Annotated in this window: 12 protein-coding genes; all 12 read right to left on the reverse strand. The window is 56.3% G+C overall.

What is annotated here, in order from left to right; translation table 11 throughout:
- Positions 1-46: 46 nt before the first annotated feature.
- The 12 genes from AC1EKE_RS04205 to AC1EKE_RS04260 all read right to left on the reverse strand — a co-directional run bounded on the left by AC1EKE_RS04205 (position 47) and on the right by AC1EKE_RS04260 (position 15,329).
- Positions 47-619 carry an electron transport complex protein RnfA gene (locus AC1EKE_RS04205; RefSeq protein ID WP_296160506.1) on the reverse strand — a complete coding sequence of 191 codons (573 nt, stop codon included), beginning with the start codon at positions 617-619 and terminating at the stop codon, positions 47-49.
- A gap of 34 nt (positions 620-653) precedes the next feature.
- Positions 654-1,337 carry an electron transport complex subunit RsxE gene (gene rsxE, locus AC1EKE_RS04210; protein WP_480308357.1) on the reverse strand — a complete coding sequence of 228 codons (684 nt, stop codon included), beginning with the start codon at positions 1,335-1,337 and terminating at the stop codon, positions 654-656.
- A gap of 7 nt (positions 1,338-1,344) precedes the next feature.
- Positions 1,345-2,451: an FMN-binding protein gene (locus tag AC1EKE_RS04215; RefSeq protein ID WP_296160484.1), complete on the reverse strand. Its 1,107-nt coding sequence runs from the start codon at positions 2,449-2,451 to the stop codon at positions 1,345-1,347.
- 22 nt (positions 2,452-2,473) lie between these two features.
- Positions 2,474-3,466: an RnfABCDGE type electron transport complex subunit D gene (locus AC1EKE_RS04220; protein WP_296160482.1), complete on the reverse strand. Its 993-nt coding sequence runs from the start codon at positions 3,464-3,466 to the stop codon at positions 2,474-2,476.
- Positions 3,467-3,500: 34 nt separating this feature from the next.
- Positions 3,501-4,835 carry an electron transport complex subunit RsxC gene (rsxC, locus tag AC1EKE_RS04225; protein ID WP_480308360.1) on the reverse strand — a complete coding sequence of 445 codons (1,335 nt, stop codon included), beginning with the start codon at positions 4,833-4,835 and terminating at the stop codon, positions 3,501-3,503.
- Positions 4,836-4,881: 46 nt separating this feature from the next.
- Positions 4,882-5,763, reverse strand: coding sequence for a Fe-S cluster domain-containing protein (locus AC1EKE_RS04230; RefSeq protein WP_480308362.1), 882 nt, complete (start codon positions 5,761-5,763; stop codon positions 4,882-4,884).
- A 45-nt stretch (positions 5,764-5,808) separates the two neighbouring features.
- Positions 5,809-6,234: a SoxR reducing system RseC family protein gene (locus AC1EKE_RS04235; protein ID WP_480308364.1), complete on the reverse strand. Its 426-nt coding sequence runs from the start codon at positions 6,232-6,234 to the stop codon at positions 5,809-5,811.
- A gap of 566 nt (positions 6,235-6,800) precedes the next feature.
- Positions 6,801-7,124 (reverse strand): thioredoxin, encoded by a 324-nt coding sequence (gene trxA / locus AC1EKE_RS04240; RefSeq protein ID WP_070466140.1) that lies wholly within the window; start codon positions 7,122-7,124, stop codon positions 6,801-6,803.
- Positions 7,125-7,186: 62 nt separating this feature from the next.
- Positions 7,187-10,837, reverse strand: coding sequence for a DNA polymerase III subunit alpha (dnaE, locus tag AC1EKE_RS04245; RefSeq protein ID WP_480308366.1), 3,651 nt, complete (start codon positions 10,835-10,837; stop codon positions 7,187-7,189).
- A 10-nt stretch (positions 10,838-10,847) separates the two neighbouring features.
- On the reverse strand, positions 10,848-12,887 hold the full coding sequence (gene ligA / locus AC1EKE_RS04250) for an NAD-dependent DNA ligase LigA (RefSeq protein WP_480308368.1): 2,040 nt from the start codon (positions 12,885-12,887) through the stop codon (positions 10,848-10,850).
- The gene (locus tag AC1EKE_RS04255) at positions 12,887-13,627 is read right to left on the reverse strand and encodes an SIMPL domain-containing protein (RefSeq protein WP_296162252.1); all 741 of its coding nucleotides are present in this window, start codon (positions 13,625-13,627) and stop codon (positions 12,887-12,889) included. The genes ligA and AC1EKE_RS04255 overlap by 1 nt, the downstream gene beginning before the upstream one ends.
- 262 nt (positions 13,628-13,889) lie before the next feature.
- Positions 13,890-15,329, reverse strand: a complete 1,440-nt coding sequence (locus AC1EKE_RS04260) for a YihY/virulence factor BrkB family protein (RefSeq protein ID WP_296162180.1) — start codon at positions 15,327-15,329, stop codon at positions 13,890-13,892.
- Between the last annotated feature and the right edge of the window lie 47 nt (positions 15,330-15,376).

Genomic DNA, 15,376 nt, shown 5'->3' on the forward strand with positions numbered 1-15,376 from the left:
CAAGCCCCGGCACTATTTTGAGGGGAGAGGTCTTAGACCTTAGTCCTTATACCACTCCGGTGAAGCCCATGAAGGCAAGCGACAGCATGCCGGCGACGAGAAGCGCTGCGGGGATGCCCTGCATCGCCTTGGGGAGTGCGGTCTTGGCGAGCTGTTCGCGGATCGTCGCAAAGAGCGAGATCGCAATCGTGTAGCCGATACCGGTCGAGAAGGCGTACATCATTGCCTGAGAGAGGTTGTAGTCCTTCTGGATCACGAGGATGGCGACACCGAGGATGACGCAATTGGTGGTGATCAGCGGGAGGTAGATCCCGAGAGCCTGGAAGAGTGCCGGGGAGACCTTCTTGAGGACTGACTCGAGCATCTGCACAAGTGCGGCGATGACGAGGATGAAGACGACATTCTGCAGGTAGCTGAGGTTATTCGGGTCGAGGATCCCCTTCTGTAGACCGAAGGTGACCAGCACGGCGAGCACCATCACGAAAGTGACGGCAGCACCCATACCGAGGGCAGTATCGAGCTTCTTCGACACACCGAGGAAGGGGCAGATACCGAGGAACTGGGCAAAGACAATATTATTGACAAATATTGCGCCGATAAGTATGACTAAATACTCCATGTCTTACTCTATATGACTTACTCGATGATGAGACTTATACACCCTCCTTGGCAGCCATAGGCGTCTCGTGAGGCTGATCCTTGAGGAGCTCACGCTCAGCAGCCTCACGCTCGCGGCGCTCGGCACTCTTCTTTCGCCTCTCCATAATGATGTTATTGGCAGCGATCATATACCCAAGGACAATAAATCCTCCGGGCGCAAGGACGAAGACGAGCGTGCCGTAGTCGGCGGAGAAGATCTCCATGCCGAAGAGCTTGCCGGACCCGAGGATCTCCCGGAAGCATCCGAGGAGCGTCAGGACGAAGGTGAAGCCCAGTCCGGAGCCGAGACCGTCAATGAGGGAGTCTGCAACGCCATTCTTGGAGGCGAAGGACTCCGCACGGCCGAGGACGATACAATTGACAACGATCAGGGGGAGGAAGATGCCGAGGGCATCGTAGAGGGCGGGGGCATAGGCCTGCACTACCATCTGGACGATCGTGGTGAAGGCAGCGATCACGACGATGAATGCCGGGATGCGCACGCCGTCGGGGATGACGCTCTTGAGGAGCGAGATGACGACGTTGGAGCAGACGAGCACAAAGGTGGTCGCCAGTCCCATACCCATACCGGTCTCAGCACTCGAGGAGGTGCCGAGGGTGGCACACATACCGAGGAGAGAGACGAGGATGGGGTTCTCTGTGATGAATCCGTTGAGGAATACTTTACCTTTATTCATGTCGAAATCAATTTTCAGCGTTCTCGTAAGCAGTGCGAGCCTGAGTGGCGATGGCGGCTGTGCGACTGATGGCATCGAGGAATGCACGGCTCGTCACCGTGGCGCCACTGATGGCATCGATGTCTCCTCCGTCCTGAGTAACCTTGAGCGGGGTCTCAAGAGAGCGTCCGCGAATGTCGGACTTGGGGTGACCATTGTCCCTAAACCACTGTGCCACCTGACCACCAAGCTGCTCGCTCTCCGACTCTTGGAGGACGGCGTAGTCGATGAGGTGGTTGCCGGCATCCAGTGCAGCGATAAAGAGCATGGGACCATTGTACCCACTCTCTGAGGAAGTGGTGATAGCCGCTCCCTGCCAGATGCCTCCCCTAGTGGCGGGATAGATGGTGTAGCTGTAGCCGGTGGCATCGGTGATGACGCTCTGCTCGGCGACGGGATCATTGTCATGCTCAGGGAGAAGAGGTAGGAGCAGGTCTCTGTCTACCTCTGTCGGCTCGGCAGTCTCGCCGACAGACTCGGCTGAGTGACAGGTCGCTTCATCAATGGACTGTACGCCACGCATTGCCTTATTCACCGCATCGAGGAAGGCGCGGCTGGTGATGGTGGCGGCGGTGATGGCATCGACGGTGCCATTATCCTTGGTCACCTTAAGCGGCTCAGTGAGGGACTTGCCGCGGACATCGCTGGAGGGGTGATCCTCGCTGTGGAACCAGTGAGTCACATGAGCTCCCAGTCCAGGGGTCTCATTTTGCTCCAGGACGGTGTAGTCGATGAGGTTATTGTCGATGTCGATGCCGACGAGGATACGGACGTCGCCGCTGAATCCATTGTGCGACGTTGACTCGACGGCATAGCCCACGATCTCGCCACCCTTGGTGGCGGGATAAATAGTGAGGCTGTCACCATCGACGGCGACCTTGAATTGCTCCTTGTACGGATCGTTGTCGTACTCCGGGGCAACTGCCTTGATGCCGTCGAGGGTGGTATTGATGATCTGCTGGGCGATCACCTCTGAGGTCTGGCTATTGATGAATGCGAGGAGACCTCCTGCCACCGAGCATACGAGCACGAGGCAGATCAGCATATGAGGTAGAGTGGATGATAGCTTCTTCATGATACTCTGTGTGATAAGCGGTTCACTTGCGGAATAAGCGAGGCTTGATGTACTGATTGATCATCGGTGTGAAGCCATTCATAAAGAGGATGGCAAAGGACATACCCTCGGGGTAGGAGCCCCAGAAGCGGATCACCATAGTGATCAGTCCGATCATCACTCCGTAGAGGATCTGACCGCCCTTACTCATAGGAGAGGTGACGTAGTCGGTAGCCATAAAGATCGCTCCGATGAGCATACCACCGGTCATCAGCTGCAGGACAGGACTCATGTACATAGTCGGGTCAATCAGCCACATAATGCCGGAGAAGACGAATGCGGTGCAGAGGATCGAGACAGGGATGTGCCAGGTGATCACCTTACGGAGGAGGAGGTAGACGAAACCTATCAGCAGGGCGATGGCAGAGACCTCACCAAAGGATCCGGAGAGCTGTCCAAGGAACATCTCCGTCGCTGAGGGAAGCATGTCGAGGCTGTAGTCGGGCGAGCCGGCGAGTACTCCCTTGGCAATCGCCAGTGGTGTCGCTCCAGTGGTGGCATCGGTGCCGGTGGCTAGGATCTGGTGTGCCGGTGGGTAGATGGTCATCTGCTTAGGGAAAGAGACCAGCAGGAAGACACGACCGAGGATGGCGGGATTGAAGATATTATTCCCCAGACCACCAAAGGGCATCTTGGCCAGCGCAATGGCTGCGAAGTCACCGATGAGGAGGATCCAGATCGGGAGACTGGCGGGGACATTGAGTGCCAAGAGGAAGCCGGTGATAATGGCGGAGCCATCGGTGATGGTGAGCTCCTCCTTCCCCATAACGAAGCGAGTGATGAACCACTCGAAGAACATCGATGCAACGATCGACGTCACCGTCAGACCGAGAGGTGCCCAGCCGAAGAAGATGACCGAGGCGATCAGCGCCGGGATAAGCGCGATGATCACGTCATACATATTACGCTCGATAGAGTCGTGTATGTGGACGTGGGGCGACGGGGAGACGAGTAACTTAGCTGTAGTATCAGACATGGGATGCTGTTATCTCAAAATCAAGTGATGACTCTTACTTACGTGCGCGACGGATGGCCATGACGCGCCCCTTGCCCATACGGATATGGTCGAGGAGGGGACGATTGGCGGGGCAGATGAAGCTACAGCTGCCACACTCAATGCAGTCGTAGACATGGTTTGCCTCCAGTGCATCCCAGTCCCTATATACGGTGTCGCGCATGAGGAAGGCGGGATTGAGACCCATAGGGCAGGCTCCGACGCACTTGGCGCAGCGGATGCAATTGCGCATCGGGCGGCGCTTTGTGTCCTCCTCGAGCAGCATCAGCACGCCACTGGTCCCCTTAGCAACAGGGATCTCATCGGAGTATACTGCCTTACCCATCATCGGACCACCGCTCACTAACTTGGCAGTGGAGCGGGGCATGCCACCGGCGGTCTCGATGAGCTCGCTAAGAGGGGTACCGATACGGACAAGGAGGTTGCAGGGGTTCTTCACCGCCTTGCCGGTTACGGTCACGACGCGCTCCACGAGGGGCTTATGCTTCTGTACCGCCTCATAGACAGCGAGGGCAGTACCGACGTTCTGTACGATGGCACCCTCGGTGACGGGGAGCTTACCTGAGGCGACGCGACGCTTGAGCACCGTGTCGATCAGCTGCTTCTCACCACCCTGGGGATACTTCACCTTCATCGGGACGATCTCGATACCGGGCATAGTGGAGGCGAGCTGTGTGAGCTTGTCGATCGCATCGCGCTTATTATTCTCTATCGCTACGTAGCCCTTGGTGACGCCTACGGACTTCATCAGGATCTGCAGTCCGATCAGCACCTCCTCGCCCCGCTCCAGCATGGTCCGGTGGTCGGCGGTGAGGTACGGCTCACACTCGGCGCCATTGATGATGACGCACTCGGGGGTGGCGTCCTTGGGTGGCATAAGCTTGACGTTGGTGGGGAAGGTGGCACCACCCATACCTACGATGCCGCACTCAGCGATGCGCTGAATGATCTCCTCGCTCGACAGCTTGATGTCGCGCACGATCTCGGGGGTGCGGTCGATGGTCTCCTCCCATATGTCCTCGCCATCACACTGAATGGTGATGCAGGGCTTCTGGTATCCGGAGGCATCGAGGATGGTCTCGATCTTCTTGACCTTACCGGAGACGGAGGAGTGGATGTTGGCTGAGACGAAGCCGTCCGCCTTGGCAATTAGGGTACCCACCTTGACCTCGTCGCCACGGCTTACCACCGGAGTGGCGGGCTTGCCGATGTGCTGACCGAGCAGGATGGATACGGTCTTAGGGATAGGCTGTACCTGGATGGGAGAGTCGTGAGAGATCTTATTCTCCTCCGGGTGTACGCCGCCCTTTGAAAATGTCTTCAGGAACATATTATGTAGTCTGTACTTACTTCTGAGGTTGAGGGAAAAGGGGAAATTAGGCCTCGGCAGGGGTCTCCGCTGGGGTGGTCACCGCCTTCTCCTCGACAGCCTTCTCCACCTTGGGCTTACGCGCGGGGAAGTTGATCTCGTGAATCGCGCCCGTGGGGCATACCTCTACGCACTTGCGACAGAGACGGCACTTGGTATGGTCGATGTAGGAGAGGTTGTCGCTGATCGTGATGGCATCAAACTTGCACTCCTTGAAGCACTTACCGCAGCCAATGCAGGCATTGGCACAGATCTTCTTATTGATCGCTCCCTTATCCTTATTGACGCAGGAGACGAAGATGCGGCGGTTTTTCTTTCCTTTCTTCCGTAGCTCGATGATATTGCGGGGGCAGGCCTTGACGCACTGACCGCAGGAGGTACACTTGTCCTCATCGACCTCGGGGAGACCGGTGGCGGGGTTCATGTGGATGGCATCGAAGTCGCAGACGCTCACGCAGTCGCCACATCCCAGACAGCCATAGGTACAGAGGGTCTCGCCACCATAGAGGGAGTGGGCGACGGCACAGCTCTTGACGCCGTCAAAGATATTGACTCTGGGGCGTGCTTCGCAGGTGCCATTGCAGCGGACGACAGCGATGAGGGGATCCTGCTCCTCGACTGTGCGACCGAGTATGTCGGCCACGTCCTGCATCACCGCATTTCCCCCTACGGTGCAGAAGAGACCATCGAGGGTCTCATGCTCTACGCAGGCCTTGGCAAAGGAGGCGCAGCCGGGATAGCCACAGTTACCGCAATTGGCGCCCGGGAGCGCTTCATGCACCTCCTCAATGCGAGGGTCCTCCTCGACCTTAAAGGAAGTCATTACCCAATAGATCAGCAGGGCGATGATCGCTGCTGCCAGGGCTAGAAATAGAATAGTGAAAATCATGGATGAATATGATTACCGGACAAAACTGTCTCGTGAAGAATGAACTCAGTCGTGCGTCCCTCTCAGTGGTCGGATGCGGAAAGTAAAGATGCGCTTGAAGTGATCGCGAAGCACCCATAGGAGTACAGCATAGAGCGCCACAGTGGCAAGGATCACCCCGATAAGTGCCATCTCCCCGACTCCGAAGTACTTGGGGAGTAGCACCGCCTCGAGGATGATCAGCAACAGCGGGATCATATAGGCGTAGGCTGAGGCTTGGAGGACCTTAGGGTCATCGGCGATGATCTGCACGGGATCGCCCACCGAGAGCCCCACCGGGATATCTCGCGTGATCGTAACTGTCCGCATGCGCATATCCGATGCCGTACAGGCTCCCCGTGCATGGCACGATGAGCACGCCGACATCTGTAACACCTCTACCTCAACCTCTGTGGGGCGGATGGCGGTCACTTTTCCGATCCTACACTCCATATAAAACTGTTGTCTCTTAGTCCTTTGGTGGTCGTTCCTGTCTTCCGCTACACCTCTGCCGTGGAGTACGGAGTAGGCTTAGACTTACTCGTCGGCAAATGTAGCGAAATAATCTTGACTTTTAGGCTTTTTTCTACTACTTTGTCACCTGCGGTTTGCAAAATTCTTGCAATAGGTCTGTTGGTGGACTCTAAAATGGGTCTCTCATGATCATAGTCCTGACAAACTGTCGGGGCTTATAGACGCCCTCCATCCGCAGGTCCTATGGTATAGTTGATATTAGTGACGTCTAATATCGGTATTAGATCTCACTAATATCGGTATTAGATCTCACTAATATCGGTATTAGATATGTGGCTCTGATACCTGCTGATTACCTTGCTGTTGCGCAGGACCCCTGAGAGTCCCCTTCTCGTCGGGAGGTTGTCCCTGCTGACCATCCCATCCGATAGAGGTGGGCTATCATGCGATCGCTCTAAATAAAAAAGGGTCACCGAGACCTTAGTCCCGATGACCCTATGAGGTTATGAAACCCCTCCACGTAGGAGAGGTCTGCGCATGGTGGCTTACTTGCTGATGAGGGCGTCGATAGCTTCCTTGAGCTTGTCCTTAGGCTGAGCGCCTACCTTCCGCTCCACCACCTCTCCATCCTTGATGAAGAGGATCGTGGGGATGCTGATCACGCCATAGCGGGTGGGGATCTCGGTGTTGGCGTCTACGTCCATCTTGCCGATGAGGACTTGCTCTGCATCGTACTGCTTAGCAAATTCGTCAATCATCGGAGAGACCATACGGCAGGGACCGCACCACTGTGCCCAAAGGTCTACGACCATTGCCTTACCTGACTTCAGGTGCTCATCGAAGTTAGCGTCTGTGAATTCAAATGCCATAATCTGATTTGTTAGTTATAAATATAATACTACAATACTATCTATCTATTTTCGTGCCATCCTTAGCTGAGCTGATACCAGACCCCCTCAAAGTCCTTGAGACTGTCAATAAAGTCGCTTGTGATAGTGAGTCGCCGGCTGTGGTTGGTCATCTTGAGGGTGATCTTACTCTGTCGGTCGGTGACGAATATATTGAGAGAGACGCTACCTGGCTTCAGCTCGCTTGCGCTACTCACAAGGGTGTCGTAGAGCTCCTCGGTGATTGCGTCCTCGGGGATGGCGATGTCGAGGGTGGAGAAGGCAGTATCGACCACCTGATCCAGTAGCTGGATCGACTGAACCTCGCGGAAGGGACGACCACCCTCCCACTTGGGAGGGTTGACCTTTACGGTGACTAAGATATAGAGTCCCTCCTTACCAAAGTTGCGATAGGTGGTAAATTGGTCCCCAAAGAGGTAGAGCTTCCCCTCGCCATCGTAGTCCTGTATTGTCAGGATCCCGTAGGGGTTGCCACTCTTGGAGGTCCTCTCAGCATAGTCAGTCACGACGCCTCCGAAGCGCAGAGCACCCTTGCCGGCGTAGTTGTCGAGCCCATCGGTCACCTCGCTGCAGGGGATGTTGCAGAGTTCCCTGAGGATCAGGGCGTACTTGTCGAGAGGAGAGGCCGTGATGTAGATCCCGAGGAGTGCTTTCTCCTTATTGAGCTTCTCGATGTCGCTCCACGGCTGTGCGCGGTGATCGGGTGAGGGGCGGGACATTTCTTGGAAATTGGTATCTCCGAAGAGGGAAGCCTGGCTGGACATCCGGGAGGATCGGCTATCCTCGCTGAAGCGAAGCAGCTTATCGAGGAAAGTCTCTTTCTTGGGCGTATCGTCGGGGTCGAGGAAGTCCTCGCGGGTGAACGTGCCAAAGGAGTCAAAGGCTCCACTCAGCACCAGCGACTCGCAGGTCTTCTTCGTAGCCACGCTGGCAGGTATTCGCTCAAAGAAATCGTAGATGTCGGTGTAGGGACCATTCTCCTTCCTCTCGCTGACGATGTCCTGTGCGGCCGCATTGCTGAAGCCCTTGATGGCACCGAGACCGAAGCGGATGTCTCCACTCTTATTGGCGGCAAAGGTGCACTCCGACTCATTGACATCCGGGCAGAGTACCTTGATCCCCATTTGTTGGCAGGTACCTATGTACTTGGTGATCTTGGCGATGTCGCTGAGGTTGATGCTGAGCACGCCCGCCATATACTCGCTGGGGTAGTGAGCCTTGAGGTAAGCGGTCTGGTAGGAGATCCAGGCGTAGCAGGCAGCGTGGCTCTTATTGAAGGCGTAGGAGGCAAATTTCTCCCACTCGGACCAGATGTGCTCCAGTGTATCGTCGGGGTAGCCGTTTGCCCGACCGCCCTCGAGATACTTCACCTTGAGGGCCTGCATCATCTTGATCTTTTTCTTCCCCATCGCCTTGCGGAGGTTGTCGGACTGACCGCGGGTGAAGTTGGCGATCTTGCGTGACAGGAGCATCACCTGCTCTTGGTATACGGTGATCCCATAGGTCTCTGCCAGGTCTTCCTTCATTACCGGTAGCTCGTAGGTGATCTCCTCCTTGCCGTGCTTGCGTGCGATGAACGAGGGGATGTTGTCCATCGGTCCCGGGCGGTAGAGAGCGACCATAGCAATGAGGTCCTCGAAGACTGAGGGCTGCAGCTCCTTGAGAGAGCGCTGCATCCCAGGGGATTCAAATTGGAAGATCGCCATCGTGTCTCCTTCGCTGAAGAGCTTGTAGGTCAGTTCGTCATCGAGAGGGATGCTGTTGATGTCAATGTCGACCTTGTGATTGAGCTTGACGTTGTCTAATGCAGCACGGATGATCGATAGCGTCTTCAGCCCGAGGAAGTCCATCTTGATCAGCCCGGTGGACTCGATGACGCTGCCATCGTACTGGGTGACCAAGATGTCCTTATTGGTCAGGCTGTCGAGGGTGACCCAGGAGGGGACGACGTCCGAGATCGGCACTTTGCTGATGATGATGCCACAAGCATGGACCCCGACGTTGCGCACCGTGCCCTCCAGCTGCTCGGCGTACTTCAGCACCTCTTTCTGCGTTATGTCGGGGCCATATAGGATGTCATTGAGCTCCGGGACGTTCTCTCTGGACATCTTGATGGAGGGGTCCTTCTTGTCACCGATGCGGTCGGGGATCAGCTTGGCGATGGCATTGGTCTCAGGCAGGGGGAGCTGCAGCACGCGCCCCATATCCTTGATCGAACTCTTGGCTGCCATCGTGCCGTAGGTGACGATGTGTGCTACGTGATCTGCTCCGTACTTCTCGGTCACCCACTCAAGGATCTGCTGTCGCCCCTCGTTATCAAAGTCGACATCAATATCCGGGAGAGAGATGCGGTCAGGATTGAGGAAGCGCTCGAAGAGCAGGTGGTACTTCAGCGGGTCGAGGTCGGTGATCGTGAGCGAGTAGGCGACGATGGAGCCGGCGGCAGAGCCACGTCCCGGTCCGACGATGATGCCGAGCTTTCGCGCATTGAGGATGTAGTCCTGCACGATGAGGAAGTAGCCGGGAAAGCCCATGGTCTTGATCACGTCCAGCTCGTAGTCCAGTCGCTCCTTTACCTCATCGGAGAGCTCCTCACCATAGCGTTTCTTAGCTCCCTCGTAAGAGAGGTGCCTGAGGTAGTCATCAGCGTCGGCAAAGCCCTCCGGGATCGGGAAGTCAGGCATCAGTGGGTCGCTGTCGATGGAGTAGATCTCCACCTTGTCGAGGATCTCAGCGGTATTGCTCAGTGCCTCGGGCACATCGGCGAAGATCGCACTCATCTCCTCTGTGCTCTTGAGCCACTCCTGCTTGGTATAGGTGAGCCTATTGGGGTCATTGAAGGTCTTGCCTGTGCTGAGGCAGATCAGTCGCTCGTGAGCCTCACCATCATCCTCGTGTGCGAAGTGGGAGTCGTTGGTGGCAATGAGCTTCACGCCCTCTTCCTGTGCGAGCTGCATCAGCACCTTATTGACTTTCTCCTGCTTTACAAAGGTCTCCTGATTGCCTCGTGGCTTAGTGGTCTTGTGTCGCTGTAGCTCTAAGTAGAAGTCCTCCCCGAAGAGTCCCTTGAACCATCGGATGGCGCTTCTCGCCCCCTCGATGTCATCGTGGAGGATGTGCTGGGGGATCTCGCCTCCGAGGCAAGCGCTGGAGACGATCAGCCCCTCGTGGTACTTCTCGAGCAATCCTTTGTCTATCCTCGGCTTGTAGTAAAAGCCGGTAGTGAAGGCCTCTGATGCCATCTTGATCAGGTTGTGGTATCCCTGCTTATTCTTTGCCAGCACTATGAGGTGGTATCCGCTTCGGTCCTCGACCGCGCTCTTATTCTCCCGGCCATTACGGGCGCAGTAGCACTCGCAGCCGAAGATCGGCTTGAAGATCTTTTTCTCCTTCTCCTCTATCTCCTGTCGGATCTGCGCCTTCGCTTCCTCATCGGACTCCTCTGCCAGTCGTGCTGTAAGCTCCTTGATCTCGCCCTTGATCGGCTTATTCTTGCTATTGCAGTAGTCGTGCAGCGTCTTGATGCCGTACATCACGCCGTGATCGGTCAGTGCCATGCCGCGCTGACCGTGTGCGATCGCTGTGTCCACAAGCGTCTCCACCGAGGAGGCCCCATCGAGGATGGAGAAGTAGGAGTGGACGTGGAGGTGTACGAAGGATTGCGAGTCTGCCATTTGTGCTGTCTTATCTTAGATCTCTGTAGGTGTCAAAAAATTGCTCCTCGGTCATCATCTTTACGCCGAGTTGCTCCGCCTTGGCGAGCTTTGCCGGTCCCATATTTTCGCCATGGACGAGGAGTGAGGTCTTGCTGGAGATGCTGGTACCGACACGCGCACCATGGCGGCCAAGCAGCTCCTTGAGTTCATCGCGAGTAATGGTGTGGAAGACTCCGCTGATCACGATGGTCTGACCTGCGAAGGTATCAGAGGTGGGACCGGTCTGCTCCTTCTCTTCGATCTCGAAGTGGAGACCTGCAGCCTTTAGATTAGCGACCAATTGCCGGGACCGGGGCTCCTGGGCGTAGTCCCTCACGCTACGGGCGATCATCGGGCCCACCTCAGGGATGCTCTGTAGCTCCTCCTCGGAGGCCTCTAATAGACGGTCGATCGACCCGGCATATCGGGCAAGCGTCTCCGCGACCTTGCTCCCTACGAGGGGTATGCCGAGGGCAAAGAGTACTCGCTCAAAGGGCTTCTCCTTGCTCTCCTCAATGCTCTTAAGGAGGTTCTCCGCCTTTGTCTCCTTGAAGAGCGGCAGTCGGAGCAGCTCTCTCTCGGTGAGCGTGTAGAGCTGGTCCACCGAGCGCAGACCGAGGATCGTGGAGAGGGCATTGATGCTGCTCGGACCGATGAAGATGTCCATCGCCTTGCGGCTGCAGAAGTGCTCTATCCGCCCCTCTACCTGAGCCGGACAGTCCCACTTATTGGGGCAAAAGAGTCCCGCCTCCCCCTCATGCCGGATGAGAGTGGTGCCACAGGACGGGCAGCTCCCCGGCATAGAGACTGGAGCTCCTACCTGCTCGTCTCTCAGGTCCTTGCGCACAAGGGTGATCTTCGGGATGATCTCACCTCCTTTCTCCACCGACACGAGGTCTCTCTCGTGGAGATCAAGATTGCGGATAAAGTCCTCGTTATTGAGTGTCGCACGGGAGACGGTGGTACCGGAGAGCTCTACAGGCTCCAGCAGTGCCACCGGTGTGACGATGCCACTTCGCCCGGTCTGGTAGCGAACTTCCAAAAGTCGCGTGATCGCCTTCTCGGCATCGTACTTATAGGCGATCGCCCACTTAGGGCTTTTTGCTGTCATCCCGATCTGCTTATGGAGGGAGTAGTCGTTGACCTTCAGCACCGCCCCGTCCGTAGCCACCTCCAGCTCGTGCCGGTGGAGATCCCAGTAGTCGAGATACTTGTCTACCTCCTCCACAGAGTGGCAGAGGGCGCTGTGCGTGCTGACGGGGAGCCCCATCTCCCGCATCCGCTCCAGCCGATCGGAGTGACGCTCCGGCAGCCAGTCCTCATCATCGCTGAGAAGGTAGTAAAAGCGCGCAGTCGGGCGTCGGTGGCTCACCACGGCGGCGATATTCTCCTTCGTTTTGATCGTACCTGAGACAGCGTTGCGAGGGTTGGCAAAGGGAGCCTCGCCCGCCTCCTCTCGAGCTGCATTCAGTCTCTGAAACTCCCGCCATGGCAGCAGGATCTCTCCCCGGACCTCCACTCGGTCCGGGAGATTGTCGCCCTTGAGTCGGAGTGGGATCGCCCGGATCGCCCTGATTGCCTGCGTCACATCCTCGCCATACTGCCCGTCCCCTCGGGTGAGAGCTTGGTGCAGTAGTCCCTCCTCGTAGATCACGGAGATGGAGACGCCGTCAAACTTTAGCTCGGCTACCAGCTCCGGTGCCTCGCCAACAGCCTCAGTGAGCCTGCGGTAGAAGTCCTCCACCTCGCCTATGCTGTAGGTATTGGCAAGCGAGAGCATCGGCACTCTGTGGGCGACAGCAGTGCCGGTGGCAACCTCACCGATGAATTCGCTTCCCACCCGCTGCGTAGGCGAGTAGGGGGTGATCAGCTCCGGGTAGGATCTCTCGAGAGACTCCAGCTCCTTCATCAGGAGATCAAAGTCCCTATCGCTGATGGTGGGGGCTGAGAGGACGTAGTACCGATACTCGTGCTCCTCCAGCTCGTGTCTCAGCTGCTCTACCCGTCGGCGGGCTTCGTCGAGGGTCATTACTTCAGGAGGAAAGTCGAGGAGACGGTGATACTTGCGGTCTTATCTATGTCGGAGGTGTTGAGCGTACCTCCCCAGGAGTAGCTCTCATTGGCGTAGCGTCCCAAGATCTGGAAGACGCCCATCTGAGACTTCTGTAGGGCACCGAGGCTGCCGTGGCTTGCCTTGGCGATCGATGCAGCGCGGTCGCGTGCATCGGCGGCTGCGGCATCAAGCATCTCCAGCTTTAGGTCCGCCATCTTGGTGTAGTAGTAGCTGGGGTCGCCCACGCTGACGGTGACGTCAAGATTGATGAGCTCGCCTACTGCCTTAGCGGTTTGGTCGATCTTGTCCACGTCCTCAGTGGTGAGTACGATCGACTGGCTCACATCGTAGCCATCGTGCTCCTCTACATAGCGATCCTGATTCTTATTGTAGTAGCCATTGACGCGCTCGTTGTAGGAGACACCAAGCATCTCCATCTCTTCGTCGGTAAATCCGTGCGAGCGGAGAAAGCTTACAACGACGCCTCGCTGTCGCTCCACCTCGTCAAATCCCAACTTGGGAGACGAGCTGTGGTCGGTGATCGTGAGTGTCCAAGTGGCGAGATTGCTGCGGAAGGATCGCTCTGCGCTTCCCTTCACAGTGATGGTACGAGGTCCGTCATTGCGATGACGGAGGGCCGATGCCCCGATCCAGACTGAGAGGACGACAGTGACTGCGATGATCAGGGTACCGAGTATATTTCTTTTGCTATTCATGATTGAAGTGGTTGAGTTGTGTCAATGCATTGCACTTGGCAGTGCATACAAAACTACCAAAAAAGGCACACCTTAGTGTCCTTTTTTGGGCTCCCTTTAGGGCAGAAGAATTAGTCCGCTTCGGAAGATAGTCGCGTGCAGTGAATTAGGAAGAGTGGTCAGGCAACCGGGGTTGCTCGCCTCGTAGCCGTCCTTGCATGGGCTAAATCTCAGTCTCAGGGCTATTGATTTCCCCACTGCATGAGAGAGGTATAGAGAGGTCTCAGAGGGTGATCACCGGCTGATCCATCTTGTCCGGATCCTCGGAGAAGCGTGCGTCCCGCACGATGAGCCACTCCTTGGCGTAGGTGCTGTAGAGGTCGATCCGGAAATTCTCCGCTCCGAGCCGGTCCATGGCAGTAGTCACCTTGCGTACTGTGATCGTGCTGACATCGAGTGCTGGGAGGTAAGTGGGTCGTGAGGTCTGCTTGGGATTAGGCTGACGGATGAGCAGGCGACAGAGTACGAGCTTGTCGAGCGTGTCATTGACGACGATGATCGGCAGGTGGCACTCCTTCGCCAGCTCCTCACCATCGTACACCTCGCCCTCGTGCTTAAAGGCGAGGCAGATCTTCTTCATCAGCACCACAGCAATGAAGTCTCTGAATCGCCTCGAGATGTGCTCGCTCTCGGAGCGGAAGTAGTAGTACTCCACATTCTGTATCGAGTAGGCGAGCTGCGCACCGAAGAGCGCTATAACCCACGACATCTGGACGAAGAGGAGGAGCAATGGGACAGCCGCAAAGCTCCCGTAGATCGCATTGTACTTACTCACCCACAGCTGTCCGGTAATGTAGATCATCTGGAAGAGCTGGAAGACCACACCCGACAGCGTCCCCGCCATCAGCGCAGGACCTGTGCGGACCCGAGTATTGGGCATAAACTTATACAGTGCCGTAAAGATCAGGATCCAGATCAGGTAAAGACCAAAGCCGCTGAGGAAGGAGAAGAGTGGCGAGAGTGAAAGCTCACCAAAGAGCTTGAAGCTTGAGAATGAGCGGATGAAGACATTGAGTCCGCTCGTCAGTGTGATGAGGAAGGGGAGGATCAGAAAGTAGGCGAGTGACCATAGGATCCGTCGGCTGTAGGGGCGAGGCTCCTTGATATGCCACACTTCATTCATCACATCCTCGATATTGAGCATCAGTCGGACCACAGTATAGAGCAAAGTACCCACTCCGATGATGATGAAGGTATTGCTGTGGACCACGTTCATATAGCTCTCGACAAAGTCAAAGGCCTGAGTCAGCTCCGTGTAGTGCCCCGGGAAGTAGTCGTAGAGCTGCCTCTGGACAGAGCTCTGCATCCCGAATCCTGCTGCGATACTGAGGATCACCGCCAGCATAGGGATCAGGGCAAGGAGGGTGGTGTAGGTGAGGGCAGAGGCCTTTCGCCCCAAGTTGCCATCCGTGTACTCACGGATCGTGATGACAATCACCTGGAGTACTCGGACCATCCACCGCTGGCTACCGCGCAGGTCATCCTCACGGAGACGCCATATCTCGTTTGAGAAAAAGCGCTTCGCCTTCTTCCCACGGCGTGTCAGGCGTGAGAAGAAGCCTTTCCGTTGCTCCTTCTCTCGTCTCGACCGGATAGTCTGTAGTCGCTCCTCATAGCTTGGGAGGTCGTTACTCTGATGGCTGTCCCTCTGCTCGGTAGGCATGTCTCTCGTGTGAGATCGGTGTGGTGGTATAGTGATAAAAAATAAGA

Source organism: Porphyromonas sp. C0041D3 (assembly GCF_056590575.1).

What these genes read in the sequence shown, in the direction of transcription:
- AC1EKE_RS04205 (WP_296160506.1), bottom strand. Translation starts at nt 619, where the DNA reads ATGGAGTATTTAGTCATACTTATCGGCGCAATATTTGTCAATAATATT.
- rsxE (WP_480308357.1), bottom strand. Translation starts at nt 1,337, where the DNA reads ATGAATAAAGGTAAAGTATTCCTCAACGGATTCATCACAGAGAACCCC.
- AC1EKE_RS04215 (WP_296160484.1), bottom strand. Translation starts at nt 2,451, where the DNA reads ATGAAGAAGCTATCATCCACTCTACCTCATATGCTGATCTGCCTCGTG.
- AC1EKE_RS04220 (WP_296160482.1), bottom strand. Translation starts at nt 3,466, where the DNA reads ATGTCTGATACTACAGCTAAGTTACTCGTCTCCCCGTCGCCCCACGTC.
- rsxC (WP_480308360.1), bottom strand. Translation starts at nt 4,835, where the DNA reads ATGTTCCTGAAGACATTTTCAAAGGGCGGCGTACACCCGGAGGAGAAT.
- AC1EKE_RS04230 (WP_480308362.1), bottom strand. Translation starts at nt 5,763, where the DNA reads ATGATTTTCACTATTCTATTTCTAGCCCTGGCAGCAGCGATCATCGCC.
- AC1EKE_RS04235 (WP_480308364.1), bottom strand. Translation starts at nt 6,234, where the DNA reads ATGGAGTGTAGGATCGGAAAAGTGACCGCCATCCGCCCCACAGAGGTT.
- trxA (WP_070466140.1), bottom strand. Translation starts at nt 7,124, where the DNA reads ATGGCATTTGAATTCACAGACGCTAACTTCGATGAGCACCTGAAGTCA.
- dnaE (WP_480308366.1), bottom strand. Translation starts at nt 10,837, where the DNA reads ATGGCAGACTCGCAATCCTTCGTACACCTCCACGTCCACTCCTACTTC.
- ligA (WP_480308368.1), bottom strand. Translation starts at nt 12,887, where the DNA reads ATGACCCTCGACGAAGCCCGCCGACGGGTAGAGCAGCTGAGACACGAG.
- AC1EKE_RS04255 (WP_296162252.1), bottom strand. Translation starts at nt 13,627, where the DNA reads ATGAATAGCAAAAGAAATATACTCGGTACCCTGATCATCGCAGTCACT.
- AC1EKE_RS04260 (WP_296162180.1), bottom strand. Translation starts at nt 15,329, where the DNA reads ATGCCTACCGAGCAGAGGGACAGCCATCAGAGTAACGACCTCCCAAGC.